This is a genomic window from Agrobacterium sp. O3.4, from assembly GCF_041414895.1.
Taxonomy (GTDB): Bacteria; Pseudomonadota; Alphaproteobacteria; order Rhizobiales; family Rhizobiaceae; genus Agrobacterium; species Agrobacterium cucumeris.
Map to the genome: position 1 here is coordinate 172,471 of NZ_JALPZP010000003.1, position 26,387 is coordinate 198,857.

The window sequence follows — 26,387 nt, forward strand, 5'->3', positions numbered from 1 at the left end:
GCCATGGGATCTAAATTCGGATGTCTCGCTCAGAATGTTTATGTGCTGCAGGACCACAAGCGTCTGCCGGCACGGTTCTTTGCGCGCGTTTCCGGGGCGCTCACCAGCCGACTTAGGCTCGCCTGACAGCACCTGCTGTCCATCGCCTTACTGAACCCTGATTATCCTTTTCCATGACAAGGCATAGAGCCATGAGCGCACCCCGCACTTTGTATGATAAAATCTGGCACGACCACGTCGTCAACCGTGACCCGGACGGAACCTGTCTTCTCTATATCGACCGTCACCTGGTCCATGAGGTGACGAGCCCGCAGGCCTTCGAAGGTCTGCGCATCGCTGGCCGCCCCGTGCATTCGCCGGCGCGCACGCTTGCGGTGGTCGACCATAACGTTCCCACCACCGCCGACCGGCTGGAAGGCATCAAGAACGAGGAAAGCCGCATTCAGGTGGAAGCGCTTGCGCAGAACGCCAAGGATTTCGGTGTCGAATATTATTCCGAGCGCGACAAACGTCAGGGCATCGTCCATATCGTCGGCCCCGAACAGGGTTTCACCCTGCCGGGCATGACGATCGTCTGCGGCGATAGCCACACCTCCACTCACGGCGCTTTTGGCGCGCTGGCGCATGGTATCGGCACATCGGAAGTGGAACATGTTCTGGCCACCCAGACACTGATCCAGAAAAAGGCCAAGAACATGCTGGTGCGTGTTGATGGCAAGGTTCCGGAGGGCGTGACCGCCAAGGATATCATCCTCGCGATCATCGGTGAGATCGGCACGGCCGGCGGCACCGGCCATGTGATCGAATTTGCCGGCGAGGCGATCCGGTCGCTCTCCATGGAAGGCCGCATGACGGTCTGCAACATGACCATCGAGGGCGGTGCCCGCGCCGGCCTGGTCGCACCTGACGAAACCACTTTCGAATACATCAAGGGCAAGCCGCGCGCGCCGAAGGGCGAAACGCTGGAACAGGCCATCGCCTATTGGAAGACGCTGAAATCCGACGAAGGCGCCCATTATGACAAGGTCGTGGTGCTGGACGCAGCCAATCTGCCGCCCATCGTCTCCTGGGGCTCATCACCAGAAGACGTAACTTCGGTCGAAGGCGTCGTTCCCAATCCTGATGATATCGAGGAAGAGAACAAGCGCACCTCCAAGTGGCGCGCGCTGGAATATATGGGCCTGCAACCCGGCACCCGCATTACCGATATCGCCGTTGACCGCGTCTTTATCGGTTCCTGCACCAATGGCCGCATTGAGGATTTGCGTGCAGCGGCGAAAATCGTCGATGGCCGCAAGGTAGCCCCCACCGTCTCGGCCATGATCGTGCCCGGCTCGGGTCTGGTCAAGGAACAGGCGGAACAGGAAGGCCTGGACAAGATTTTCCTCGACGCCGGTTTCGAATGGCGCGAACCGGGCTGCTCCATGTGCCTTGCCATGAATGACGACCGCCTGAAACCCGGCGAACGCTGCGCCTCCACCTCGAACCGCAATTTCGAGGGCCGTCAGGGTTACAAGAGCCGCACCCATCTCGTTTCCCCGGCCATGGCCGCGGCAGCGGCAATTGCCGGCCACTTTGTCGACGTGCGCGAATGGCAATAAGAGCCTGAAGCCAGCCATCAGAAAAGCCACCCGCTCCAAACCGGGGCGGGTGGCTTTTTATTGCGCGCCCTGCAAACGCCGTTGTGGCTGCGTACCGTGCACGAACACGGCAAATGTATCCCAGGGCGGCGTAATTGAGAGTTGGGTCAGGATGCGCGCAACCTCGCCTCGGTGAATGCCGGCATGCAGGACCACGTGTGAGATCATTTCGGCACGGGACATGTAACCTTTGTCACCATCAGTGAAGGTGAAGGCGACAAATTCGCCAAGCGATGCGGGCGATGTTTTCTCGATATAGTCGAGATACCAGCCATCCAGAGCTGCGACATCCCTTGCAAGATCATTCAATTCCGGCGTTGCCTCGGTATTGTCAGAGACAAAGCCATGCGCCGTTCCGGTGAGGTGACCCGCAAAAATTCTCGCGACAACATAATAGTGATTGATCAACCGAATTTCCGTGTGCTGCTGGGAGGCATTTTGCTCGGGATCGAGTTGTTGCAGCTTCTCGAACAAATCCCTGTTCGCCCATGCGTGATAGCCGAGCAAACTCCTGAGCAGGTCCATCATGACAATATCCTTTACATCCTGAAAATGTGAGCACTATGTTTATATTTTCGCCATGGAGGGTGCCTTGTCTACTCGCATTGCAAAACGAAAGACCGCGATGCGCAAAGAGCCGCGCCAGGAGCGCTCGAAAGCCACCGTCGATGCCGTCGTCCACGCGGCTGCTCGCATTTTAAGCGATCATGGCTGGGCGGGTTTCACCACAAACAGGGTGGCGGAAACCGCCGGTGTCAGCATCGGCTCGCTATATCAATATTTCCCGGACAAGGTTTCGATTGTCGAAGCGGTGCGCCATCGCCACCTTGAAGATTGCCTCGCGGTCATGAAGAGCGTCACTGAGCAAAGGCAATCGCTCCTCCAATTCGTAGAAGAACTGGTGGCCGGCATGATTGCTGTGCACAGCCTCCATCCCGGACTTCATAAAGTCCTGCTGGATGACGCACCCAGCCACGCGGAAATGAATGATCCCAACAGCGCTTTTGAAAAGGAATATCTCGGTCTTTACTCGGCAGCGATAACGGCCCACCTGCCAGCCGGATCAGCGATGGACAGCCGGACTGCCGCTCTGATCGTGTCCGACGCCATTGACGGCATCATTCACAACGCCGCCAGGCGCGGGGAATTGCAGTCACCCAGGATCAGGCGGGAAATGACCTTACTCGTTCACGCCTACCTGTATGAGGTAACGGCGAGCTGAGATCTTATTCCGAAATGATCTTCACGCGCTGGCCGGGTTGAAGCGTGGCAGTGGCGCTCATCGCATTGATCATGCGGAACATGTCAAGCTTGCGCTCGGTTCCCATCATTCGCGCAGCGATCGTCGCCACGGTTTCGCCGGGCTTCACGGTCACCACGCGCACGCGCAACGGCTTCAGCAATGCGATTTCCTGCGGGGTCATCTTGCGGAAGCTCGTGCGCAGCACGTTGGCGATGGAATCAAGCTGCGCATTGCCCTTCGGCACCGCCGTCAGGAACCGGAATATCTGCTGGCCGACACGGATGACGGTCACGTCGAAATCCCATTTATCCGCACTTGCCCGGGCTGTCGCCGCCTCCAGACCATTGATCTGCGTTTCCTTGACGGTTTCCGGCAAGAGACCGGCAACCCAGCCGCTGGTCAGGTAATTGGCAAGGGTGGTCTGTTTCGGATCGGCCACGCCGTCGAAACGGATCGCCATATCGCCGGGTCCTGTGGCCAGAACGGCTTCCACCTTGTTGTCGATGACGAAACCTTCCGGCACGTCAAAACGGATGCCAAGCGTTCCGTGCAGGAACGTCTGACCCCGGACATACCCTTCCTGCGGGCTGTCGCCATAAAGCAGACCGTCTATGCCATCCAGGAACCAGTCACGTCCACGATCCCCAACCTGACCTTCCTGGCCGAAGGCACGGGCATGGCGGCGCGCAAGCTCGATGCGCTGCGGCGTGTTGGGGTGGCTGGAAAGGAAGTCGAGGCTCTGGTCGTTTTCGGGATCAGCCGAGGAAAACCGTGCATAGGCCGCCATGGAATCCAGAAAACGCGGCGAGGCGAATGGGTCGTAACCGGCCTCGCCCAACATGCGCACACCGATGACATCCGCTTGCAATTCCTGCTGGCGCGAGAAAGCAGCAAGCCGAAGCTTGCCGCGCGCCAGCGCCTGCTTGCCGGCCAGATCGCTCGACAGAACCTCGGCGACGACGCGGCTGGCAATCACCTCCGCCTCTTCCCGCCGCTGGCGCTCGATGCCGTGATTGGCGGTGACATGGCCCATCTCATGCGAAAGCACGGCGGCCACTTCCGAGGCGTCATTGGCGAGCGCGAGAAGCCCGCGCGTCACGTAAAGATAGCCGCCCGGCAGCGCGAAGGCGTTGATGGCCGGCGAGTTCAAGATGGTGATGCGATAGGACTGCTGCGGATTTTCCGACACCGCCGTCAGCGCGCCGGCAATGCGGGCAACAAGCCGCTCCGTTTTGGCGTCACGATATTCGCCGCCATAACTCGCCACGATGCGCGGATGTTCGCGTGCACCCATCTGCGCACGGGGATCGTTCTTCTGCACCTCTTCCACGGTCTGCGGATTATCCGACGGGCGCAATGTGGATTGGTAGGCCGGGCTGAAAAGGGACTGGCACGACGACAGGAATACGGCAGACGCCGTCAGCACGGACCAGGCAGCAGCCATCCTGCCCGAACGGCGAAGGCCTGAACGGGAGAAGAACCTCCACTGTGCAGTCATGCTATTTCTCATTCTCTATGCCTGCCCCTAACGTTCCTGATCATCCGTTAATTGCAGACCAGAATAACAGATTCGCCCCAACGAGCCATGAATGCCGATACGGTAAAAACGATCCATCAAGTCCGGAATATTCCTGAAGAACGCAATAATTCCCGTCTTTTCTCGGGCAACAACTTGAAACTGGCAAGTGCAAATTAGCGCCATTGAAGTCATCTAAAGCGATTGCCAGTGGCACGCGTCGAAAATAAGGCGATCAGCCGTTCAGGAAACTGTCCACCGCCTTCACATTTTGTGTGGCAAAGAAATCTGCGGTCGGGCCGGTGTAGACAACGCGGCCGCGATCAAGAAAAACCACCCGCTGCGCCAGCTTTTTTATGTCGTCCGGATGGTGTGAGACAATAATCACCGTATTTTTTGTTTCGGCATGCAAGTCGAGAAGCAGCGAGGTCATGCCCGCGCGCAGTCCCGGATCGAGCGCGGCAAAGGGCTCATCCAGCAGCATGACCGGTTTTTTCCTTACCAGCGCACGCGCCAGAGCCGCCCTTTGTCTTTCGCCGCCGGAAAGCGTGCCGGGCAGGCGCCTGTCAAAACCCGCAAGACCAACGCGCGCCAGCGCCATCTCGATGTTACTCCGGTCTTGTGCCTGCAATTTCAGCCCCGGACTGACGCCGAGCGCGACATTGGTGAAAATATCGAGATGGGCGAAAAGATTATTGTCCTGAAAGATCGATGAAACAGGCCTTTCGGAAGGATCGAGCGCCGTCATGTCCCGCCCACCGATCAGCACACGACCGAAATCAGGCGCTTCGAAACCGGCGACCAGATTGAGAAGCGTCGACTTGCCCGAACCCGATGCGCCGACAACGGCGGTCACCTGGCCTTGTGGAAAGGTGCAATCCAGATCGAAATCCTGCGTTCCAAGCAGCAGCCTGACCCTGTCCAGTCGAACTGCGAAATCATCACCGGTCATATGTTTGCCCTTGCTGATTGCGCCCCTGGTGATTGTGACTGGCGTGAAACGCCGCCTGCGGCAAGCAACAGGCAGACGACACCGAGGATAAACGCGTATCCGGCAGCGTCATTGGTGCGGTAGCTGCCCATATTGCTATAAACGAGCCATGGCAAGGTGACGAAACTTTCCGACCCGAACAGGGCAACCGCCCCGAGATCGCCGAGGGACAGGGCCATGGCAAAGGAAAACGCCATCGCCAGGGGCCGCCACAGGACCGGCAGATCGGCAAATCGCAGCCGCGTCAGCCCCTGAAGCCCGAGGCTGGCGGAAAGCCGGCCGGTGCGCAAAAAATGGCTGTTAAAGGCCGGATCCAGCACCCGCATGGCAAGCGGCAGCGCCATCAGCATATTGATGATCGCCACGAGAACCGGCGCATAAAAGCTGACATCACCAAAGGGTCGCAACAACAGAAACCATCCGCTTCCGAGCACGACAGGCGGCACCAGCAGTACAAGCGAAGACCCCGCGCCGAGCGTGGCGGACAGAAAGCGCAACGGCCGAACCGCCCGCCGCCGTGAACCAACGGCCTGACGCGCACCGATGATCGCAAAACAGCAGAGCACGACGAGAGTTGCGGAGAGCGCGGCAATGGCAAGGCTGGTGGCAGCCGCTCGCAAAAAAATCGGTGCCGACAGAAGGCGCGGCAGGTCGGCACTCAAGCCTGAGACGGCTACGGCCACAAGCGGCAGTCCGATCAGCAGAACCGCAAGAATGATCGCCGCCCCGTCCCAGAGACGTGCACCAACCCCTTTGCCATCGAAGCGGCGAAGGGGCCGCCCAAGCGAGGCGATTTCCGCTTCCGGCGATGGCAGAAAGGCAAGAAGGCCAAGCAGGATTGCGGTAAGGACAATCTGTAAAACTGAGAGCGCGATCGCCCGCTGCGGATCGAAATCGAACCGCAGCGCCTGATAGATCGCCACCTCCAGTGTCGTGGCTGCCGGGCCACCACCAAGCAGCAGCACCAGCGTGAAGCTGGTGGCGCACAGCATGAAGACAAGTCCGGCAATACCGGGAACAAGCCGCGAAATCGCCGGCCATTCGATGAAGCGGAAAGTTGAAACCGGCCCCATGCCCAGGCTTGCCGCCATGCGCCAATATTCACCCGGAATGCGCTCCAGCCCGGCCAGCATTAGCCGCACGCAGAGCGGCAGATTGAAGAACACGTGGGCGATAAGAATCCCGGAAAGGCCGTAAATGCTGAAGGGTTGCTCCGCGCCGGCAAAAACGAGAACCGTATTCAAGACACCCTGCCTGCCCCAGATGGCGATAATGCCGAATGCGCCGACAATGACCGGCAGCCCCATCGGCACCGCCATCAGCCTGATAATCCATATCCTTCCCCAAAAATCCCGCCGTCGGGCGAGCGCCAGCGCCACCGGCAGGCCGAGAACGATGGACAGGAAGGTGGAAAGCATTGCCTGATAAAGCGTGAAGCGCAGGATACGCAGCGTATAGGTATCCATGATGCCCGCAGCCGATGCGCCGGCATCAAAAGACAGGAGGGCCGCAACAGCGAGCGCCATGAACAGGAAAACGGCGGCAAAGGCCGCCGTTCCGAAAACAATGGATCGCCGGTAATCGCGACGCAGCATCATGGGTGGGCGTGCCTTTTCCTCAATTCATGCTCATGGCCACAAGCCATTCGTCGATCCAGGCCTTGCGGTTCTTCGCCACCTCTTCCGGATCCATCAGAAAGGTCTTGGCAGGCACGACGAGTTTGGAAAACGCCTCGGGCAAAGGCTTCGATGTCGCCGCAACCGGCATCATCCAGTTGTTTTCGGGAATGGCATCCTGAAAACCTGATGTGAGCGTGAAAGCAAGAAACTGCTTTGCCAATTGCTTGTGCGGTGCGTTTTTGAGAAGGCCGGCCACTTCGATCTGGATGTAATGTCCCTCCGAGAAGGAGGCAGCCTGATAGCGATCCGTCTTTTCGGCGACCATGTGATAGGCAGGCGAAGTGGTGTAGGAAAGCACCATCGGCACCTCACCCTTGGTGAAGAGACCGTAGGATTCCGACCAGCCCGGCGTGACAGTCAGGATGCGTTTCCTGAGCTTCGCCCAGGCCTCGGGAGCCTTGTCGCCATATACCGATTTCACCCACAGAAGTAGCCCAAGCCCCGGCGTGGAGGTACGCGGATCCTGAATGGCGATCTTCTGCGAAGGATCGCCGTCCACCAGTTCTTTCAGGCTCATCGGCGGATTTTTTACCGTCTGCGTGTCATAGATGACCGCGAAGTGCCCATAATCATAGGGGACGAAGACATCGTCCTCATAACCACCCGGCACCTTGGCCGCCGATGTATCGATGCCGCTGACATCGAAAAGGCCGGTCTGTTTCGCTTCCGCGATGAGGTTGGTGTCGAGACCAACGACGACATCCGCCCTGGATCCCGCACCTTCCAGTTTCAGGCGGTTGAGCAGCGCCACACCATCCGCCACGCCGATAAAATTGACCGTGCAACCACAAACCTTCTCGAAGGCTTCCTTGACCTTGGGACCGGGTCCCCATTCGGACACGAAGCTCTCATAGGTGTAGACGGTGAGTTCCTGCTTGTCCTGTGCGACGGCAAGGCCGGGCAGAAACAGCGAGGCGGCAACGATGGAATTCAGGAAAAGACGACGGCGCACGGGTATCTCCTCAAAACAAAAAGGGAAATAGCCGCCTGCCTTGAAGCCGTCTAATCCCTCCGCCGGTATGAACCGGATCAGGTTCTTCGGGTTGGCAAGCCTCTCAGCCTTTTGCACGCAAGCACAAAAGACACCCCGTTAGATCAAGATGATGGTGTAGTCCCGCCGTCTGCGATTGGCAAGATGGCTGTCGTCAGCCCTGCGCCGTCATATGCACCAGTTCCCAGACGTGACCATCAGGATCCTGAAAACTGCCGGCATACATGAAGCCGTGATCCTGAACGGGTTTCCAGCCACTGCCACCGGAGGCAAGCGCGGTTGCAATCATCCGGTCGATTTCCTCGCGGCTTCCGGCGGACAGGCAGGTCAGCACTTCGGTGCTACTCTTCGCATCGGCAATATCGCCATTGATGAAATCGCGAAAACGCTCTTCCTGGAGCAGCATCACGAAGATGTTCTCCTCCACGATCATGCAGAGCGTTCGATCGTCAGAATATTCTGGATTGAAGCTGAAACCCAGCGCCGTGAAGAAGTTTCTGGATGTCTCGATATTCTTGACGGGCAGATTGACGAAGATCATGCGCATTTTCTGAACTCCTCCGAACCCGCACAGGAAACGGCAATTCCGCCTCCCTGTCAAAGGCGGATACAACTCAATCGGCAAAAGACGATCGCCTTCAGCCTTCCAGTTCCTCGCGCAGCATCTCCAGCTCCAGCCATTCTTCTTCCATGGTCTCGAGCTTTTCACGCAGCTTGGTCATTTCCTGCGCCAGCGTATTGAATGTGGCAGGATCCTTGGTGAATAGCGCGGGATCAGCCATGCGCTGCTCACGTTTTGCGATTTCGCTCTGCGCTTTTTCCATCTCCTTCGGCAGATTTTCGAGTGCGAATTTCTGCTTGAAAGAAAGCTTTCCCTTGGCCTTTGCAGGCTCCTGCGAAGCGGAAGTCGAAGGTGCGGCCTTCGCCTTTTCCTGTTTCTCCGCCTTGCGTTTTTCCTCCGCCGCGCCCTTGCGCTGCGCCATCATATCCGAATAACCGCCGGCATATTCGATCCAGCGTCCATCCGGCTGATCCGGATTGGCGGGTGCAATGGTGGAGGTGACGGTACGGTCAAGAAAATCACGGTCGTGGCTGACGAGGATGACGGTGCCGGAAAAACCCGCAACGATTTCCTGCAACAGATCGAGCGTTTCGATATCGAGATCGTTGGTCGGCTCGTCGAGGATCAGGAGGTTGGTCGGCCGCGCCAGAATGCGCGCCAGAATAAGCCGGGCACGCTCGCCGCCAGAGAGGTTGCGGATCGGCGTGCGGGCCTGTTCCGGCTGGAACAGGAAATCCTTCATGTAACCCGTAACGTGCTTCACTTCGCCATTGACCAGCAGATTGTCGCCGCGCCCATCAGTCAGGTAATGCGCCAGCGTATCGTTGGGATTGAGATCCTCACGCTTCTGGTCAAGCGTTGCGATTTCCAGATTGGTGCCGAGCTTCACCGTTCCGCTATCGGGCTCAAGCTGGCCGGTCAGCATTTTCAAAAGTGTGGTTTTGCCGGCACCATTCGGCCCGACGAAACCGATACAATCGCCACGATGCACCCTGAGCGAAAACGGCGCGACGATCACGCGCTCATCGTAAGCCTTGGTGATGGCCTCGGCCTCGATGACCAGCTTGCCGGATTCCCGCACGTCCGAAGCCGTGGCCTGCACGGAGCCCTGCGGTCCCTTGTGGCCGCGATATTCGGCGCGCATGGCCTGAAGTTCACCGACGCGGCGCATGTTGCGCTTGCGCCGCGCGGTCACGCCGTACCGCATCCAGTGTTCTTCACGCTCGATCGCCTTGCCAAGCTTGTGCTGCTCCAGCTCTTCCTCTTCCAGCACCTTGTCACGCCATTCCTCGAAATGGGCAAAGCCGCGATTGAGGCGGCGCGACTGGCCGCGATCGAGCCACACGGTCGAGGTCGAGACTTTTTCGAGAAAACGCCGGTCGTGCGAAATCAGCACCAGCGCGCTGCGCGTCTGCTGCAATTCGCTTTCAAGCCATTCAATGGTGGGCAGGTCCAGATGGTTGGTCGGCTCGTCCAGCATCAGAATATCAGGCTCCGGCGCCATGACGCGGGCAAGCGCCACACGCCGCGCTTCGCCACCGGAAAGGCTTGCCGGATTTTCCTGTCCCGTCAGGCCGAGATGTTCGAGCAGGTACGTCACCCGATAAGGGTCATCACCCGGCCCAAGCCCCGCTTCGGCATAGGCCTGAACGGTATCGTAACCGGCAAAATCCGGTGCCTGCTCCAGATAACGGATGGTAGCGGAAGGATGGCGGAAAACCTCGCCCGACTGCGCCTCGACCAGCCCGGCAGCGATCTTCATCAGGGTCGATTTACCCGAGCCGTTGCGCCCGACAAGGCAGATGCGGTCGCCCGGCTCCACCTGGAAATTGGCGCCGTCGAGCAGCGGAGTCACGCCGAAAGTCAGCTTGATATCGTCGAGTTTCAAAATTGGGGGTGCCAAGGCGTCAGGCTCCGGTCAGATCATAGGGGCGGGCGAGGACTATGGCTTTGCCGCTTTTCAGCGAGAAATGCACAGGGCCGCCATTCGCGACATTGGAAATAGTGCGGGAAGAGCCGAAAGCAAGCGCGAAATCGTCAAGCGGATAACGCACATTGCCGATATCCAGCCCTTGAAGGGCGGTAAATCCGGCCACGGAAAACAGCGAACCGGCCGGCAGATCGACATCAAGCGAACCGGGAAGAAGTGGCTGCGCCTCCTCGTCGCCTGACGTCAGTGTCACGTCGAGACCCCGTTCGGCAAGCGCCACCGCATAAAGAAGATGTTGTAGCGCGTGGTCGCTTCTCTCGCCTCCAAGCGCCCCCACCAGCAGCAGCGAACGCGCCCCACGGGAGAGTGCTTCCGAGACCGCGATCTCGCCATCGGTCACGGCCTTTGCGGCCGGGTAAGGCTGCCGCTCGACATCTGGCCAGGCGCCCAGCAGATCGTTACTGGCGGAATCGAAATCCCCCACCCAAAGCTCCGGGGTAAGGCCGAGTGGTCCGGCATGGCGCATGCCGCCATCGGCCGCGATCACGCGGCTATCGGCAACCGCCAGCTTCAGGCGGTCGGTAACCGTGACATCGCCGCCAAGCAGAATGGTGAAGCGCTCTTTATCCATGCCCTGCCTTATCGCACCTCAGCCAAAAAGGGAAAGCCGAAACCCGATGAAATCAGCCTATATTGATTTTCGCCGGCTTCGGGATTATGAAACGCTTCAGTGGTGATTTGCCGACCGGCTTGCAGCCACTTTAAAGAAGTCGCTAAAGGGTCGAGGAAAAGGGCAATTTCCTGGGACCGGCTGCGATTTCGCTGCCGGTTTTTTTGTTTTCGCAACGTTCTTTACGTCACCCGAAAAGAGAGTTCGACATGCCGATCAAGATTCCCGATACGCTTCCCGCCTTTGAGACCCTCGTTCATGAGGGCGTGCGGGTCATGACCGAAACGGCGGCCATCCGGCAGGATATCCGCCCGCTCCAGATCGGGCTTCTCAACCTCATGCCGAACAAGATCAAGACGGAAGTGCAGATGGCCCGCCTCGTCGGCGCCTCGCCGTTGCAGGTGGAGTTTTCGCTGATCCGTATCGGCGGCCATCGCGCCAAGAACACGCCGGAAGAACATCTTCTGTCCTTCTATGAAACGTGGGAGGAAGTGCGCCACCGTAAGTTTGACGGTTTCATCATCACCGGCGCGCCCATCGAGATGCTGGACTACGAAGATGTGACCTACTGGGCCGAGATGCAGAAGATTTTCGACTGGACACAAACCAACGTCCATTCGACGCTGAATGTCTGCTGGGGCGCGATGGCGGCCATCTACCATTTCCACGGCGTGCCGAAATACGAGCTGAAGGAAAAGGCGTTCGGTGTTTATCGCCACCGCAATCTCTGCCCATCATCGATCTATCTGAGCGGCTTTTCGGACGATTTCCAGGTTCCGGTCTCACGCTGGACGGAGGTACGCCGCGCCGATATCGAAAAACACCCCGAACTTGAAATCCTGATGGAGTCAGAGGAAATGGGCGTGTGTCTGGTGCATGAGAAGGCCGGCAACAGGCTCTATATGTTCAATCATGTCGAATATGATTCAACCTCGCTTTCGGATGAATATTTCCGCGACGCAAATGCCGGAGTGCCCATCAAGCTACCGCATGATTATTTTCCGCACAATGACCCGGAGCTTGCCCCGCTGAACCGTTGGCGCAGCCACGCCCATCTGTTTTTCGGCAACTGGATCAACGAGATATATCAGACGACGCCCTACGATCTCGAATCCATCGGCAAACTCGCCGCGTAAATTGCCGATTGCGAATTGCCGGGAAATGACGCAACGTCCGCCCGGCAATTCGTGGCAATCGGGAGAATGATGCAATGAGCGACGGGGCAGCACGCGAGAATTTCGGTTTCACGGCGACCGGTGAAAAGGTCGAGCGTGTCACCATCTCGAAGGGCGGACTGACGGCCAAAGTCATCACCTGGGGCGCGGTCATTCAGGATCTGCGCCTCGATGGTCATCAGCCGCCGCTCGTTCTCGGCTTCGATAAATTCGAGGACTATAAATATTCCTCCTATTTCGGCGCCACCCCCGGCCGTAATGCCAACCGCATCGGCGACGGTAAATTCTCGATCGACGGGCAAGAATACCAGCTGGAGCTGAACGAAAAGGGCGTAACCCATCTGCATGGCGGCAGCGACGGTATGGGCAAACGCAACTGGATGCTGATGGAGCATGGCGAAAACCATGCCGTTCTGCAGATCATCGATCCCGACGGTCGCGCCGGTTATCCCGGCAACTGCACGGTCACCGCCACCTATACGATCCTCGACGGCGGCGTGCTTTCGGTGGTCTACGAAACGGTGACCGACAAGCCGACCATCGCCAATGTCTGCCAGCACTCCTATTTCAACCTCGACGGTGCGGATACCGCACTTGGGCATGAGATCAGCATCGCCGCTGATTTTTTCCTGCCGACCAACGACAAACAGATACCAACCGGCGAAATCCGCTCTGTTGAAGGCACCGTCTTCGACCTGCGCCAACCGACACCGATGCGGCGCAAGGAGGATGGTGAGCAGGTCCTCTACGATCACAATTTCTGCCTCTCGCCCGAGCGCCGCGCAAAGCGCAAGATTGCCCGCGCCTATTCGCCGGCCTCGGATATCGCCCTTGAGGTTCACACCACCGAACCCGGTGTGCAGTTCTATTCGGCCTTCAAGCTGAACGTTCCGGTTCCCGGCCTCGATGGCCGCCACTATGGTCCCTTTGCCGGTTTTTGCCTCGAAACGCAGATCTGGCCTGATGCCGTCAATCACCCTGATTTTCCGCACGCGATCCTGCGGCCGGGCGAAACCCTGCGTCAGGAAACAGATTATATTTTCACGAAGGGCTGAGCGGGCGGGCTGGATCAGTCCAGTACGCAGCCGACATAAGCGCCCGAGGCCCGGGCGCGCCGCTCGATAACACCAGCCAGCCTTTGCAGACCACGCCCGGGCTTGCTGGCGACCCGGTCAATGGGATTGGGCAGGGAAACGGCGAGCAGCGCCGCCTGACGGGAACTGAGCTTTGCCGCCGGCACCTTGAAATGATGCTGCGCGGCAGCCTCGATGCCATAAATACCTGGTCCCCATTCGGCGACGTTGAGATAAATCTCCATCATCCGCTTTTTGGACCAGACAAAATCGGCCGCGATCGCCAGCGGCAGTTCCAGTCCCTTGCGCAGAAACGAGCGGCCGTTCCATAAAAACAGGTTCTTGGCTGTCTGCATTGGAATGGTGCTGGCGCCGCGGGTGGAGGCGCCATCGAGTGCATTGCTGACCACGGATTGCATCTGGTTCCAGTCCACGCCACCATGGAAACAGAATTGCCCGTCTTCGGACATCATCACGGATTGCACAAGACGGGGCGAAATATCCTCGAGCGGAACCCAGCGCCGGTCATAGCCCTGCAGTGTTACCAGATCGGCAAGCATCAGCGTCGAAACGGGCCGCATGAACGGCAGCGCATAGACGGGAATCAGCAGATAGGGCAGGATCAGCAAAGCCAGCAAGGTCATGATAATGCGCTTTGCCAACGTGCGAAAATCCACCTTCGGACTGCTCCGGTCTTCCGCCAGCACGGCGTAATCTGCGTCGCTTTCAGGCGTACTGCTCAATATCCGTCCCAGCCCCGCGCCAATCGAAGCCTTTCATAGTCCATTGCCGTCTTCAAGGCGAGTCTGGTCAAACAGTTACGCCCGGGAATCACGAAAAGGTTGCCTGGCCCCGCGCGGCATGTCAAAGAGCGCGGCATGGACGCTCAGATGACGAATTTCGAAACGAGGCTGCGCGAAAACGCGGCAAAAACCGAAGCCCTGCTTGGCCGCCTGCTTTCCGGTGAAGCACGCGCAGACGAGATCACGCGTCCGCAAAACCTGCTCGACGCCATGCGCCATGGTGTGCTGAACGGCGGCAAACGCCTGCGGCCCTTTCTCGTTATCGAAAGCGCCGCCCTTCTGGGCGGAGATGCCGAAGCTGCCCATTATGTCGGCGCAGCACTGGAATGCCTGCATTGTTATTCGCTTGTGCATGACGATCTGCCGGCCATGGACGACGACGACCTGCGCCGCGGCCAGCCGACGGTGCACCGCAAATTCGATGAGGCGACCGCCATTCTCGCCGGTGACAGCCTGCTGACGCTCGCCTTCGATATTATCGCCTCGGATGAAAACCCGCTTGCGGCCGAGCGTAAGGCCGCACTCGTGCTTTCACTTGCCCGCGCAGCCGGCATCGGCGGCATGGCCGGTGGACAGGCGTTTGATCTTGCTGCAGAAAAAAAGGCGCCGGACGAGGCCGGCATCATTACATTGCAGGCTATGAAAACCGGCGCTTTGCTGCGTTTCGCCTGCGAGGCCGGCGCGATCATTTCCGGAAGTGATGTTTCCGAACGGCAAAGGCTACGCCTCTTCGGCGAAAAAATCGGCCTCGCCTTCCAGCTCGCCGATGATCTTCTCGATCTCACTGCCGATGCCGCCACCATGGGCAAGGCAACCGGCAAGGATGCCGCACGCGGCAAGGGAACATTGGTCGCCTTGCGCGGTGAAGACTGGGCGCGCGCCAAGCTGCAGGAACAGGTAACGGAAGCCAGTAACCTCTTGGCCCCTTATGGCGAAAAGGCTGCAATTCTCATCGCGGCCGCAAGGTTCATTGCCGAACGGAAAAGCTGAGCCGGTTTCCCCGCTCAGCTCCTATACCCAATCAGCCCTTGAGAGGCGAAATCAGCACTTCAACGCGACGGTTCTGAGCGCGACCGTCAGGCGTTGCATTCGATGCGATCGGCTGCGAAGCACCGAAACCAAGCGTCGAAATGCGGCGCTGATCGACGCCGCGCGCGCCGAGGTAATTGGCAACCGATGCGGCGCGACGTTCCGAAAGGCCCTGATTGTAACCGGGGCTGCCGGTGGAATCGGTGTGACCATTGATGTCGATCAGCGTGCGGTTGAATTTGTTCAGCACGATGCCGACGGAATCGAGCGTCTGATAAAACGGCGGAATGACCTGATCCTGATCCGTCGCAAAGGTGATGTTCGACGGCATGTTGAGGACGATGCTGTCGCCACGGCGGGAAACCGAAACGCCCGTACCCTGAAGCTGGGCGCGAAGCTCGGCTTCCTGACCATCCATATAATTGCCGATGGCGCCACCGGCGAGCGCACCGATGCCCGCACCGATAAGCGCGGCATTACGACGACCGGTCGGCGAACCGCCGACAGCCAGACCGCCGAGCGCGCCGACCACGGCGCCGATGCCGGCACCACCCGCGGTGTTCGACATCTTCTGTTCACCCGTATAGGGATCGGTGGTGGTGCAGGCGGAAAGATAGGTCCCGCAAAGGGCGACGATCGCGATTTTTTTGATCATGTGTTTTGATGCTCCGAGAGGTTCAGGAGGTACGACAGTGGAATTCCGGCTTTTTCACGGTACTCTTTACTCCGCCGCGTCTTTCCGGCCAAAACGCTTTTCGATGTAATCGGCCACAAGCGCTTCGAAATCACCGGCAATGTTGGGACCACGCAAAGTGAGCGCCTTTTCCCCGTCGATGAAGACCGGCGCTGCCGGGCTTTCGCCGGTTCCGGGCAGGGAAATGCCGATATCGGCATGTTTGCTTTCACCGGGGCCATTGACGATGCAGCCCATGACGGCGACGTTCAATGCCTCGACACCGGGATATTTTTCACGCCAGACCGGCATGTTCTTGCGAATATCGTTCTGGATATTCTGCGCCAGCTCCTGAAAGACGGTGGACGTGGTGCGCCCGCAGCCGGGACATGCCGCAACCACCGGAATGAATTGCCTGAAACCCATGACCTGCAGCAATTCCTGCGCCACCTGCACCTCACGGGTGCGGTCGCCATTCGGCTCCGGCGTCAGGGAGACGCGGATCGTGTCACCGATGCCGTGCTGCAGAACGTAACCCATGGCGGCAGACGAGGCGACGATGCCCTTGGAACCCATGCCGGCTTCCGTCAGGCCCAGATGCAGGGCGTGGTTGGAGCGCTCCGACAACATCGAATAAACGGCAATCAGGTCCTGCACCTGGCTGACCTTGGCCGAAAGGATGATGCGGTTGCGCGGCAGGCCGATCTCTTCGGCAAGCTCGGCGGAAATCAGCGCCGACTGGACGATGGCCTCACGCGTGACCTGACGGGCGGAGAGCGGAAACCCCTCTTCCTTGTTACGATCCATCAGCGTGGTCAGCAATTCCTGATCGAGCGACCCCCAGTTCACGCCGATGCGCACGGGCTTGTCATAACGGATCGCCATTTCGACGATTTCGCCGAACTGCTTGTCCTTCTTGTCCTTGAAGCCGACATTGCCGGGATTGATGCGGTATTTCGCCAGCGCTTCGGCACAGGCCGGATGATCGGCCAGAAGCTTGTGGCCGATATAATGGAAATCGCCGATCAGCGGCACATCCATGCCGAGACGCAGCAGCCGCTCGCGGATTTTCGGCACGGCTGCAGCGCTCTCGTCGCGGTCAACGGTAATACGCACCATTTCCGAACCGGCCTGGAAAAGCGCGGCCACCTGTTGCACGGTGGCGTCGATGTCAGCGGTATCGGTATTGGTCATCGACTGCACGACGACGGGCGCACCGCCGCCAACGATGACGCCGCCCACGTCGACAGCGACGGATGCGCGGCGGGGCTTTGGATCGTAATCGGCATGTGACGTCATGGCGGTCTCTGGAGCTTGCGGCAAGGTCTGTCAATTGAGGTGAAACAAGGGGGCCGGCTTGTCAACACCCAACGCATAAGAGCTTCTACTTTACCGCAATCATGGCAAAATTCGAGACGCCTATTCTTTGCCTGCTCCATCCGCATGCCGGGCAAGCCGCGAAAGCAGCAAAACCACCACATGCAGCAACGGCAATGCAAGGAAGACACTGGCGAGACCCGTATGTTCGGCAATGAAACCGATGGCTGACGGCGCCACCAGAATGCCGGAATAACCCATGGTGGTGACGACCGAGAGCCCGATTCCCGGTGCCAGCCCCGGCATGTTGCCCGCCGCGGAAAAGGCGATGGGCACCATGTTGGAAATGCCGATGCCGGCAATGGCAAAGCCGATAATCACGAAAGTGGAGCTCCCCGCAAGGCCGGCAATCAAGAGACCGGTGATCGACATGACCGAGCAGAACCGCAGGGTGTTGACCGCACCGAACCGGTCACGCACCAGATCGCCGGCAAAACGCATGGCCGCCATGGTCATGGAGAAGGCCGCAAAGGCAAAACCGGACTGCGAGACGGAAGCCCCCAGTTCATTGCGCAGATAAAGCGCACCCCAATCGAGGATCGCGCCTTCCGGCACCATCGAAAACAGCGCCATCAGGCCGATGATCCACGGCAGCGGCGTCAGCGGCAAGCCACCTTTCGGACGTTCGGCCTCGGCATGCGGACGATCCGCGAGCACCCGCGGCCAGGCAATGACCAGCAATACAAGCGCGATAACCGTCAACGCAATGGCATGGCCCTGCACACCGATTGCCGTGATGAGATAACCGCCAAGACCGGCGCCGATCAGGCCGCCAAGGCTCCAGAAGGCATGGCAGGACGACATGATCGCGCGGCGCATGTCCCGCTCCACCGCCACGGCATTGGCGTTCATGGCGACATCCATCGCCCCCGTGAGGCCGCCAAACAGGAAGACCGCAATCACACCCGCCCAGATCGTGCCAGCCCAGGAGATGAAAAGCAGTGTCGGCAGGAAGATCGCCGCAGTGACCAGGCTGACCGTGCGCGAACCGAAACGGGCGATCTGGGAACCGGCTATCGGCATGAAAACCAGCGAGCCAATGCCGAAGACCAGAATGATCAGGCCAAGCGCGCTTTCGCTGAGCGACAGCCGCGCCGCAAATTCCGGAATCTTGGGTGCCCATGAGCCCATCATGAAACCGTTCATCAAGAACAGCAGGGAAACACCCAGCCTGTGCCGCGTCAGATAGGACGAGCGCGCAGCCGTCGGCGAAAATGTCGTGGGGCCATTCATCGGTAATATCCTTCAGACTTGACCGTGGGAAAATTGAACGGCGTCTTCGTCGCCGCAATGAACGTCTACACCTTTTGCCGACAGTGCCTCTACCAATGCGCGGTCGGCATCCTGTTCCAGCACGAGGCAAAGCGGTGGGGAAAAATCATGCACATGAAAAGCCGCCTTATGGCCGAGCTTTTCCGTCGTTATTGCAGCGACGATCCGCTGGCTGGCGCTGCAGGCAAGCCGCTTGAACACCGCATCCTCGAAAACATCCGCAGACAGACCCGTCTCCGCCGCGACACCGCAAACACCGAGAATACAGAGATCAGGCCGCATCAGTTCGAGCTGCCTGAGCGCCATAGCATCGATTGCGGCGCCGACGGCCGGATCGACCTTGCCGCCGATCAGCACAAGATCGATATCGGCCCGCCCCGTCAGTTCGGCGGCTATGGTGGGTGTATTGGTCACTACCGTCAACTTGAGACCGGCGGGAATGGCCCTTGCGACAGCGAGGTTCGTGGAGCCGGCATCGATGAAGACGACCATGCCCGGCTCGAGAAACGGAATGACGGCACGCGCCAGCAGGGCCTTGCGATCGGCATCCTCAGTAATGCGCGTCTTCAACGGCACCGTCATGCTATCAGAAAGCAGCGCTCCGCCATAAACCCGCAGGCATTCCCCGCGCGCCGCCATCTCGCGCAGGTCGCGGCGCACGGTGTCTTCGGAAACACCGAAATTCTGGGCAAGATCCTGCGCAAGCACGCGGCCGCTCTGCCGCAACTGCGCTAGGATGAGCGCCTGCCGCTCACTGACAAAATGATCGCTCATCGAGACTCATGCATAAACAGGAATAAACGTGCATGAACAGGCATATTCGAGTTTTTGCAGCAGCGCAATAAAAAACGCCCGCCGAAAGGCGGGCGTCTGCACTCTTATTGCCGATGTAATACGCCTTTATTCGGCGTAGGAGATCAACAGATCCTTCGCGTCGATCTGGTCGCCAGGCTTGACGAGAACCTCGGCGACCTTGCCGTCACGCTCGGCGTGAAGCGCGGTTTCCATCTTCATGGCCTCGATGGACAAAAGCACGTCGCCAGCCTTGATCTCCTGACCCTGATTGACGAAGACGCGGCTGATCACGCCCGGCATCGGCGCGCCGATATGCGCCGCATTGCCAAGTTCGGCCTTGCGGCGCACGGCGGCACCGGAGGCGCCGTGGGCGCGATCCGGAACCTTGATGCGGCGTGGCTGACCGTTGATCTCGAAGAACACCGTCACCATACCCTTTTCATCCGTACCGGACGAAGCCTGGTTGACGATGACCAGCGTCTTGCCGCGTTCGATATCGGCAAACAGTTCGTCGCCATCCTCCATGCCGTAGAAATATGCATGGGTGGGCAGCACGGAAACCGGGCCATAGGTCTCGGCGGTGAGCGCGAAGTCGGTGAACACCTTCGGATACATCAGATAGGACGCAAACTCGAAGTCGTCGACCTTGCGCTCCAGCTTGGTTTCTATGACCTTGCGCTCTTCATCGAGATCGGCATCCGCCAGCAGCGAACCCGGACGAACCGTATAGGGTGCTTCGCCCTTCAGCGCCTTTTTCTGCAGGGCTTCCGGCCAGCCGCCCGGCGACTGTCCGAGATCGCCCTTCAACATCGAAACCACTGAATCCGGGAAGGACACTTCGCGATCAGGGTTTTCGACATCGGCAACCGTCAGATCCTGGCTGACCATCATCAGTGCCATGTCACCAACAACCTTGGAAGACGGTGTCACCTTGACGATATCGCCGAACATCCTGTTGGCGTCGGCGTAAGCCTGCGCCACCTCGTGCCAGCGGCTATCGAGACCCAGCGAACGGGCCTGTTCCTTGAGGTTGGTGAACTGGCCACCCGGCATCTCATGCAGATAGACTTCCGAGGCCGGCCCCTTCAGATCGCTTTCGAATGCCGCATACTGGTTGCGCACGGCCTCCCAATAGAAGGAAATGCGGCGGATCCATTCGGTATCGAGACCCGTATCACGCTCCGACCCCGCCAGCGCCTCCACGATCGAGCCAAGGCATGGCTGCGACGTATTGCCGGAGAAAGCATCCATTGCAGCATCGACGGCGTCGACGCCGGCATCCACTGCCGCAAGAACGGTCGCGGCGGAAATGCCCGACGTATCATGGGTGTGGAAGTGGATCGGCAGACCGGTCGCCTCGCGCAGCGCCTTGAACAGAACCTTGGCGGCAGCCGGCTTTAACAGGCCCGCCATGTCCTTGACGGCGATGATATGAGCGCCTGCCTTTTCAAGCTCGGCGGCAAGGCCGGTATAATATTTGAGATCGTACTTCGGACGCGCCGAATTCAACAGATCGCCGGTATAGCAGATGGTCGCCTCGCAGAGCTTGTTCTCCTCGGCAATCGCATCCATCGAGACCCGCATATTCTCCACCCAGTTCAGGCAGTCGAAGACACGGAAAAGATCGACGCCACCCTTTGCGGCCTGACGGACGAAATATTTAACGACATTATCGGGGTAATTCTTGTACCCGACGCCGTTTGCGCCACGCAGAAGCATCTGAAGCAGCAGGTTCGGTGCGCCTTCGCGGATGAGCGCCAGACGCTCCCAAGGGTCTTCGGTCAGGAAGCGCATGGAGACGTCAAATGTCGCACCACCCCAGCATTCCAGCGACAGAAGCTGCGGCAGCGCCTTGCCGTAAACGCTGGCAACGCGGGCGATATCATGTGTGCGAACGCGGGTGGCCAGAAGCGACTGGTGTCCGTCACGCATGGTCGTATCGGTGACCAGCACGCGCTTTTCGTTGCGCATCCAGTCCGCAAAGCCCTTTGGACCGAGCTTGTCCAGTAGTTGCTTGGTACCATCAGGCGTCGGCGCATCGATGTAAGGCACGATGGGCTTTGCCGCCTTGTCGGACGGTCTGGCGCGTCCCTTGGTTTCCGGGTGACCATTGACGGTCACGTCGGCAAGATAGGTCAAAAGCTTGGTGGCGCGGTCCTGACGCTTGACCTGCGCAAACAGCTCCGGCGTCGAATCGATGAAGCGTGTCGTGTAGGTATTGTTGCGGAAACTGTCGTGGCCGATGATGGCTTCAAGGAAGGTGAGGTTGGTCGCAACGCCGCGGATACGGAATTCCCGCAGCGCACGGTCCATGCGGCTGATTGCTTCATCCGGCTGCGGCGCCCACGCGGTGACCTTCACCAGCAGCGGATCGTAATAACGGGTGATGACAGCGCCCGTATAGGACGTGCCGCCATCCAGACGAATACCGAAGCCCGAAGCCGAGCGGTAGGCGGTGATACGGCCGTAATCCGGAATGAAGTTGTGTTCCGGGTCTTCCGTCGTGATGCGGCACTGCAGCGCATGGCCATTGAGGCGGATATCTTCCTGACGCGGAACGCCGGATTCCGCCGTACCGATCGCAGCCCCTTCGAGAATATGGATCTGCGCCTTGACGATATCGATACCGGTCACGACTTCGGTGACGGTATGCTCCACCTGAATACGCGGATTGACCTCGATGAAGTAAAATTTACCGGTATCGGCATCCATCAGATATTCGACCGTGCCGGCACCGATGTAATTGGTCGCAGCCGCGATCTTCAGCGAATAGGCCGCCAGTTCCTGGCGCTGGGCTTCAGACAAATATGGTGCAGGTGCACGCTCCACGACCTTTTGATTGCGCCGCTGGATCGAACAATCACGCTCGAACAGATGCACGACATTACCGTGGGTATCGCCAAGCACCTGGCTTTCCACGTGGCGCGCACGCTCCACGAGCTTTTCGAGATAGACCTCGTCCTTGCCGAAAGCGGCTTTCGCCTCGCGCTTGGCTTCCGTTACCTCACGGGCCAGATCTTCCTTTTTGCGAATGGCGCGCATACCGCGACCGCCGCCGCCCCAGGAGGCCTTGAGCATGACCGGATAGCCGATTGCCTCAGCCATGCGCTCCACTTCCGCAATATCGTCCGGCAGCGGGTCGGTGGCGGGAACCACGGGGACATCAACGGAAATCGCCAGATTGCGGGCGGCGACCTTGTTACCAAGCTGGCGCATCGTATCCGCCGTCGGTCCGATGAAGGTAATGCCGGCCTCGTTGCAGGCCTCCACGAATTCAGGACTTTCGGACAGAAGGCCATAACCGGGATGTATAGCATCCGCTCCGGAGAGCTTGGCCACGCGGATGACCTCCTCGATCGACAGATAACTCTCGATCGGCCCCATATCCTTGGCGAGATGCGGACCCCTGCCGACCTGATAGGACTCGTCCGCCTTGAAGCGGTGCAAAGACAGCTTGTCTTCTTCCGCCCAAATCGCAACGGTTTTTATCCCAAGCTCGTTGGCTGCCCGGAAAACGCGGATCGCTATTTCGGATCGGTTGGCAACAAGTATTTTCGATATCTTCAAGACGGTCTCCCCACACGCCAAAACAAAATTTCTGCTGCACTGCGGAATTAAGCAGCAAAACCCGGTCTTGGAAAGGGCAATTCCGGCGAGAACTGTCCTGTTTGCGCTAGCTCAGCAAACCATGGCGAAAAGCAAGTGCTACGGTATGCTGTCGGTTCTTGGCGCTGAAACGGCGCTGGATTCCGTTGATGTACCAATCGACAGTATGGTTGGAGATGGATAGCTGGCGTCCAATCTCCGTCGAAGTCATGCCATCTGCCATCAGCGTCAGCACTTCCATTTCACGCCTCGTCAACTCCAGAGCGGAAACATCCGGGGCATTGTTGAGACCATGGGCCTGACCGGAAAGGTCAAGCAGGCGCCAGAACACCGCGCGTGTCGCCGCATCAAGCAGTTCAACCTGCAACGACGGCAATTGCCGGTCCTGGCCGCCAATGAAGACCGCGCCGATAAACCCCGCGCGGCCATGCACGGGAAAGGCATAACCACCCTGCAGACCATAACGGCCAGCATCGTGAAAAAAGACGCTCGCCCTTTTTCGGTGCATCGCACGCGGCAATCCTTCCAGCGCTTCTTTCCATTGAAACGGCTTGTGCACCATGCCGATCACCTTGCGAACGGGATCGACAAGATTGTATTTTTTGGCCCGGTAGACCTCGAGCCAGCCGTCGGGCAGATGTTGTGCGAGAATCTGGCCGGTAGAGGCGATCTCACCGGTCAGACGCCTGCTGACGAGGAAATATTCGAAACCATATTCGCGTATGAGCGTGGCAAAATCGGCGCGAACGCGATCAGCGTTTCCCGCCTGGTAACACGCAGAGATGAAATGAAGAATATCGTGCATAAAGACACAGGGTCCGGAGCTTGATTTGAAAGGGATGACACGAAGGACATGGTCCCGCGATGACGTCATGTTACTCGGGCGCCGGTCATTTCAGATTGAACATATCGTCGTTAGCAATCCTTGAAACGAAGATGCGAAATCTTGTGACGGCGTCCCTGGAAACATCGGGTTCGGTTTTTTTCGGTTCGCACGCGCGGTCAATTTGTTAAGCCGCCATTCAGACAGAAAGAGCGATAATTACACAAATTTCGCCGTCTCATGCAACATTGCTAAAGTAGCATGGCGTTGAGGCCGAACAATTAACCGCACGAAAAAGACGCTCGGACTGGATTGAAAATTTGACCTTGTTTCAGGTTTACACACGCGCTCTGCGCTATCTGACCGTTCATAAATGGCGGGTGACGGTTGTCGTCATCGCCAACGTCATTCTTGCAGCGATCACCATTGCCGAACCGGTGCTGTTCGGCCGTATCATCGACGCCATTTCTTCCGGCACCAATGTTACGCCCATCCTCATTCTGTGGGCGGGCTTCGGCGTCTTCAACACCGTCGCTTACGTCGCGGTCGCCCGTGAGGCTGACCGGCTGGCGCATGGCCGGCGTGCGACATTGCTGACGGAAGCATTCGGTCGCATCATTTCGATGCCGCTCTCCTGGCACCATCTGCGCGGCACGTCCAACGCCCTGCACACCCTGCTGCGCGCCAGCGAGACGCTGTTCGGCCTATGGCTGGAATTCATGCGCACGCATCTGGCCACCTTCGTGGCGCTGGTGCTGCTCATCCCGACAGCCATGGCCATGGACTTGCGCCTCAGCTTCGTGCTGATCGGCCTCGGCATCGTTTACTGGTTCATCGGCAAGTGGGTGATGGGACGCACCAAGGACGGGCAGGCTTCGGTCGAAGAGCATTATCACAGCGTTTTTGCCCATGTCAGCGATTCCATCAGCAACGTGTCGGTGCTGCACAGCTACAACCGCATCGAAGCTGAAACGAAGGCGCTGAAATCCTTCACCGAAAAACTGCTGAGCGCCCAATATCCCGTTCTCGACTGGTGGGCTTTCGCCAGCGCGCTCAATCGCACGGCCTCCACCGTTTCGATGATGATCATTCTCGTCATCGGTACCGTGCTGGTGAAGAACGGCGAACTGCGCGTCGGCGACGTTATCGCCTTCATCGGTTTTGCCAATCTCCTGATCGGCAGGCTGGACCAGATGCGCCAGTTCGTGACGCAGATTTTCGAAGCCCGCGCCAAGCTTGAAGATTTCTTCGTGCTGGAGGATTCCGTCAAGGAACGGGAAGAACCGGGCGACGCCCGCGAATTGTCGAACGTCTCCGGCACCGTGGAATTCCGCAACATCAATTTCGGTTTTGCCAACACCAAGCAGGGCGTTCATGACGTCTCGTTTACGGCCAAGGCCGGTGAAACCATCGCCATTGTCGGACCAACCGGCGCCGGCAAGACCACGCTCATCAACCTGTTGCAGCGCGTCTATGATCCGGATTCCGGCCAGATCCTGATCGACGGAACCGATATTTCGACTGTGACGAAGAACTCGCTCCGTAACTCCATCGCCACCGTGTTCCAGGATGCCGGCCTGCTCAACCGCTCCATCCGCGAAAACATTCGCCTCGGCCGCGAATCGGCAACCGATGCCGAAGTGGTGGAAGCAGCGGCAGCGGCAGCGGCGACGGATTTCATCGACAGCCGTATTACCGGCTATCTGACGCAGGTGGGCGAGCGCGGCAACCGCCTGTCCGGCGGTGAACGCCAGCGCATCGCCATCGCCCGCGCCATCCTGAAGAACGCGCCCATTCTGGTTCTCGACGAGGCGACCAGCGCGCTCGACGTCGAAACGGAAGCCCGCGTGAAGGCGGCCGTGGATGCGCTGAGAAAGAACCGCACGACCTTCATCATCGCCCACCGCCTTTCCACGGTTCGCGACGCCGATCTCGTGCTGTTCCTTGATCAGGGCCGGGTCATCGAAAAGGGTACTTTCGATGAGTTGAGCCAGCGCGGCGGACGCTTCACCTCGCTGCTACGCACCAGCGGCCTGCTGACGGAAGATGAAGGCCAGCCCCGGCCAAAGGCCATAGCGTCCTGACGCTCTGACGAACGGAATAGGGAAAGGGCGGACAACATTTTGTCCGCCCTTTTTCTTTGTCCGCTTTGCCCACAGGTGGCCTATTGGAGAATGTCAACCAAAGAACTTGCCACCCAAAAATCTGTCCGAATGGAAGGGCATTTCCCAGAAAGGCAACGAGGCCCGCCGTGGCATTGATTAAGAAAACGCCGAGAAACACACCGAGCGTCACTCTGACGCTTGTTTTCGAAGGGTAGCGCGCCAGCCAACACGACAATGCCAAGGACAGGATCACGAAGAATGCCAGCAGCACGGTTTGTGTGAACGAGATGTTGAACTGCAAAATAGCTTCCCTTTCGACCTAACGAAATTATCGCAACACGCGCGAAGAGCACTTCAAATCACTACGGGTGCTGAAACCGGCCATCCATGAAAGCTTGCTGCCATTCGCAAATAAAATGCCTGCAAGCATTGCC

21 protein-coding genes and 2 riboswitches are annotated in these 26,387 nt (G+C 58.8%); of the genes, 6 read left to right on the forward strand and 15 right to left on the reverse strand.

The window, feature by feature from the left end:
- The first annotated feature begins 191 nt into the window (after positions 1-191).
- Entirely contained in the window at positions 192-1,601 is a 1,410-nt protein-coding gene (gene leuC / locus M0412_RS18065; protein WP_269701046.1) for a 3-isopropylmalate dehydratase large subunit, read from the forward strand.
- A 57-nt stretch (positions 1,602-1,658) separates the two neighbouring features.
- Here leuC and M0412_RS18070 read toward each other — a convergent pair whose 3' ends face one another.
- The gene (locus M0412_RS18070) at positions 1,659-2,168 is read right to left on the reverse strand and encodes a DinB family protein (protein WP_269701044.1); all 510 of its coding nucleotides are present in this window, start codon (positions 2,166-2,168) and stop codon (positions 1,659-1,661) included.
- Positions 2,169-2,265: 97 nt separating this feature from the next.
- Here M0412_RS18070 and M0412_RS18075 point away from each other — a divergent pair, with 97 nt between their 5' ends.
- Positions 2,266-2,862 carry a TetR/AcrR family transcriptional regulator gene (locus tag M0412_RS18075; protein WP_269701371.1) on the forward strand — a complete coding sequence of 199 codons (597 nt, stop codon included), beginning with the start codon at positions 2,266-2,268 and terminating at the stop codon, positions 2,860-2,862.
- 4 nt (positions 2,863-2,866) lie between these two features.
- Here M0412_RS18075 and M0412_RS18080 read toward each other — a convergent pair whose 3' ends face one another.
- The 7 genes from M0412_RS18080 to M0412_RS18110 form a co-directional block, all read right to left on the reverse strand.
- Positions 2,867-4,381, reverse strand: coding sequence for a M48 family metalloprotease (locus M0412_RS18080; RefSeq protein ID WP_371338326.1), 1,515 nt, complete (start codon positions 4,379-4,381; stop codon positions 2,867-2,869).
- Between the two features lie 253 nt (positions 4,382-4,634).
- Entirely contained in the window at positions 4,635-5,351 is a 717-nt protein-coding gene (locus M0412_RS18085; RefSeq protein ID WP_269701042.1) for an ATP-binding cassette domain-containing protein, read from the reverse strand.
- The gene (gene thiP, locus M0412_RS18090; RefSeq protein WP_269701040.1) at positions 5,348-6,988 is read right to left on the reverse strand and encodes a thiamine/thiamine pyrophosphate ABC transporter permease ThiP; all 1,641 of its coding nucleotides are present in this window, start codon (positions 6,986-6,988) and stop codon (positions 5,348-5,350) included. Before thiP ends, M0412_RS18085 begins: the two co-directional genes overlap by 4 nt.
- Before the next feature lie 19 nt (positions 6,989-7,007).
- The gene (gene thiB, locus M0412_RS18095; protein ID WP_269701039.1) at positions 7,008-8,021 is read right to left on the reverse strand and encodes a thiamine ABC transporter substrate binding subunit; all 1,014 of its coding nucleotides are present in this window, start codon (positions 8,019-8,021) and stop codon (positions 7,008-7,010) included.
- Positions 8,022-8,058: 37 nt separating this feature from the next.
- Positions 8,059-8,169: riboswitch (TPP riboswitch) on the reverse strand.
- Between the two features lie 45 nt (positions 8,170-8,214).
- Positions 8,215-8,607, reverse strand: a complete 393-nt coding sequence (locus M0412_RS18100; RefSeq protein ID WP_137085453.1) for a VOC family protein — start codon at positions 8,605-8,607, stop codon at positions 8,215-8,217.
- A 91-nt stretch (positions 8,608-8,698) separates the two neighbouring features.
- Positions 8,699-10,525, reverse strand: a complete 1,827-nt coding sequence (locus tag M0412_RS18105; protein ID WP_269701037.1) for an ABC-F family ATP-binding cassette domain-containing protein — start codon at positions 10,523-10,525, stop codon at positions 8,699-8,701.
- Between the two features lie 4 nt (positions 10,526-10,529).
- Positions 10,530-11,183, reverse strand: coding sequence for a thiamine diphosphokinase (locus M0412_RS18110; RefSeq protein WP_269701035.1), 654 nt, complete (start codon positions 11,181-11,183; stop codon positions 10,530-10,532).
- Positions 11,184-11,272: 89 nt separating this feature from the next.
- Positions 11,273-11,349, forward strand: a riboswitch (SAM riboswitch).
- Between the two features lie 82 nt (positions 11,350-11,431).
- On the opposite strand from M0412_RS18110, the gene metA reads away from it, so the two are divergent.
- Together metA and M0412_RS18120 are read left to right on the forward strand one after the other, a co-directional pair.
- Entirely contained in the window at positions 11,432-12,358 is a 927-nt protein-coding gene (gene metA / locus M0412_RS18115; protein WP_142842224.1) for a homoserine O-succinyltransferase, read from the forward strand.
- 74 nt (positions 12,359-12,432) lie between these two features.
- A complete protein-coding gene (locus tag M0412_RS18120; protein ID WP_142842222.1) occupies positions 12,433-13,452 on the forward strand; it encodes an aldose epimerase family protein in 1,020 nt (339 codons plus the stop codon).
- A 14-nt stretch (positions 13,453-13,466) separates the two neighbouring features.
- Here the strand turns inward: M0412_RS18120 and mtgA are convergent, their stop codons facing one another.
- Positions 13,467-14,114: a monofunctional biosynthetic peptidoglycan transglycosylase gene (mtgA, locus tag M0412_RS18125; protein WP_237681433.1), complete on the reverse strand. Its 648-nt coding sequence runs from the start codon at positions 14,112-14,114 to the stop codon at positions 13,467-13,469.
- Positions 14,115-14,348: 234 nt separating this feature from the next.
- Here mtgA and M0412_RS18130 point away from each other — a divergent pair, with 234 nt between their 5' ends.
- On the forward strand, positions 14,349-15,263 hold the full coding sequence (locus M0412_RS18130) for a polyprenyl synthetase family protein (protein ID WP_269701031.1): 915 nt from the start codon (positions 14,349-14,351) through the stop codon (positions 15,261-15,263).
- Between the two features lie 31 nt (positions 15,264-15,294).
- On the opposite strand, the gene M0412_RS18135 is transcribed toward M0412_RS18130, so the two are convergent.
- The 6 genes from M0412_RS18135 to M0412_RS18160 all read right to left on the reverse strand — a co-directional run bounded on the left by M0412_RS18135 (position 15,295) and on the right by M0412_RS18160 (position 23,830).
- Positions 15,295-15,957: an OmpA family protein gene (locus tag M0412_RS18135; protein ID WP_065114337.1), complete on the reverse strand. Its 663-nt coding sequence runs from the start codon at positions 15,955-15,957 to the stop codon at positions 15,295-15,297.
- A gap of 66 nt (positions 15,958-16,023) precedes the next feature.
- Positions 16,024-17,274: a flavodoxin-dependent (E)-4-hydroxy-3-methylbut-2-enyl-diphosphate synthase gene (gene ispG / locus M0412_RS18140; RefSeq protein ID WP_142842216.1), complete on the reverse strand. Its 1,251-nt coding sequence runs from the start codon at positions 17,272-17,274 to the stop codon at positions 16,024-16,026.
- Between the two features lie 120 nt (positions 17,275-17,394).
- Entirely contained in the window at positions 17,395-18,585 is a 1,191-nt protein-coding gene (locus tag M0412_RS18145) for an MFS transporter (protein ID WP_269701027.1), read from the reverse strand.
- Between the two features lie 12 nt (positions 18,586-18,597).
- Positions 18,598-19,398, reverse strand: a complete 801-nt coding sequence (locus M0412_RS18150; protein WP_269701024.1) for a DeoR/GlpR family DNA-binding transcription regulator — start codon at positions 19,396-19,398, stop codon at positions 18,598-18,600.
- Between the two features lie 126 nt (positions 19,399-19,524).
- Positions 19,525-22,986, reverse strand: coding sequence for a pyruvate carboxylase (gene pyc / locus M0412_RS18155; RefSeq protein WP_269701022.1), 3,462 nt, complete (start codon positions 22,984-22,986; stop codon positions 19,525-19,527).
- A gap of 106 nt (positions 22,987-23,092) precedes the next feature.
- On the reverse strand, positions 23,093-23,830 hold the full coding sequence (locus tag M0412_RS18160) for a LuxR family transcriptional regulator (RefSeq protein WP_142842209.1): 738 nt from the start codon (positions 23,828-23,830) through the stop codon (positions 23,093-23,095).
- Positions 23,831-24,168: 338 nt separating this feature from the next.
- On the opposite strand from M0412_RS18160, the gene M0412_RS18165 reads away from it, so the two are divergent.
- Positions 24,169-25,932, forward strand: coding sequence for a glucan ABC transporter ATP-binding protein/ permease (locus M0412_RS18165; protein ID WP_142842208.1), 1,764 nt, complete (start codon positions 24,169-24,171; stop codon positions 25,930-25,932).
- Positions 25,933-26,387: the final 455 nt, after the last annotated feature.

Excerpts from the sequence above, each read along its gene's own strand:
- leuC (WP_269701046.1), top strand. The coding sequence starts at position 192 with ATGAGCGCACCCCGCACTTTGTATGATAAAATCTGGCACGACCACGTC.
- M0412_RS18070 (WP_269701044.1), bottom strand. The coding sequence starts at position 2,168 with ATGATGGACCTGCTCAGGAGTTTGCTCGGCTATCACGCATGGGCGAAC.
- M0412_RS18075 (WP_269701371.1), top strand. The coding sequence starts at position 2,266 with ATGCGCAAAGAGCCGCGCCAGGAGCGCTCGAAAGCCACCGTCGATGCC.
- M0412_RS18080 (WP_371338326.1), bottom strand. The coding sequence starts at position 4,381 with ATGACTGCACAGTGGAGGTTCTTCTCCCGTTCAGGCCTTCGCCGTTCG.
- M0412_RS18085 (WP_269701042.1), bottom strand. The coding sequence starts at position 5,351 with ATGACCGGTGATGATTTCGCAGTTCGACTGGACAGGGTCAGGCTGCTG.
- thiP (WP_269701040.1), bottom strand. The coding sequence starts at position 6,988 with ATGATGCTGCGTCGCGATTACCGGCGATCCATTGTTTTCGGAACGGCG.
- M0412_RS18100 (WP_137085453.1), bottom strand. The coding sequence starts at position 8,607 with ATGCGCATGATCTTCGTCAATCTGCCCGTCAAGAATATCGAGACATCC.
- M0412_RS18110 (WP_269701035.1), bottom strand. The coding sequence starts at position 11,183 with ATGGATAAAGAGCGCTTCACCATTCTGCTTGGCGGCGATGTCACGGTT.
- metA (WP_142842224.1), top strand. The coding sequence starts at position 11,432 with ATGCCGATCAAGATTCCCGATACGCTTCCCGCCTTTGAGACCCTCGTT.
- M0412_RS18120 (WP_142842222.1), top strand. The coding sequence starts at position 12,433 with ATGAGCGACGGGGCAGCACGCGAGAATTTCGGTTTCACGGCGACCGGT.
- mtgA (WP_237681433.1), bottom strand. The coding sequence starts at position 14,114 with ATGACCTTGCTGGCTTTGCTGATCCTGCCCTATCTGCTGATTCCCGTC.
- M0412_RS18130 (WP_269701031.1), top strand. The coding sequence starts at position 14,349 with ATGGACGCTCAGATGACGAATTTCGAAACGAGGCTGCGCGAAAACGCG.
- M0412_RS18135 (WP_065114337.1), bottom strand. The coding sequence starts at position 15,957 with ATGATCAAAAAAATCGCGATCGTCGCCCTTTGCGGGACCTATCTTTCC.
- ispG (WP_142842216.1), bottom strand. The coding sequence starts at position 17,274 with ATGACGTCACATGCCGATTACGATCCAAAGCCCCGCCGCGCATCCGTC.
- M0412_RS18145 (WP_269701027.1), bottom strand. The coding sequence starts at position 18,585 with ATGAATGGCCCCACGACATTTTCGCCGACGGCTGCGCGCTCGTCCTAT.
- M0412_RS18150 (WP_269701024.1), bottom strand. The coding sequence starts at position 19,398 with ATGAGCGATCATTTTGTCAGTGAGCGGCAGGCGCTCATCCTAGCGCAG.
- M0412_RS18160 (WP_142842209.1), bottom strand. The coding sequence starts at position 23,830 with ATGCACGATATTCTTCATTTCATCTCTGCGTGTTACCAGGCGGGAAAC.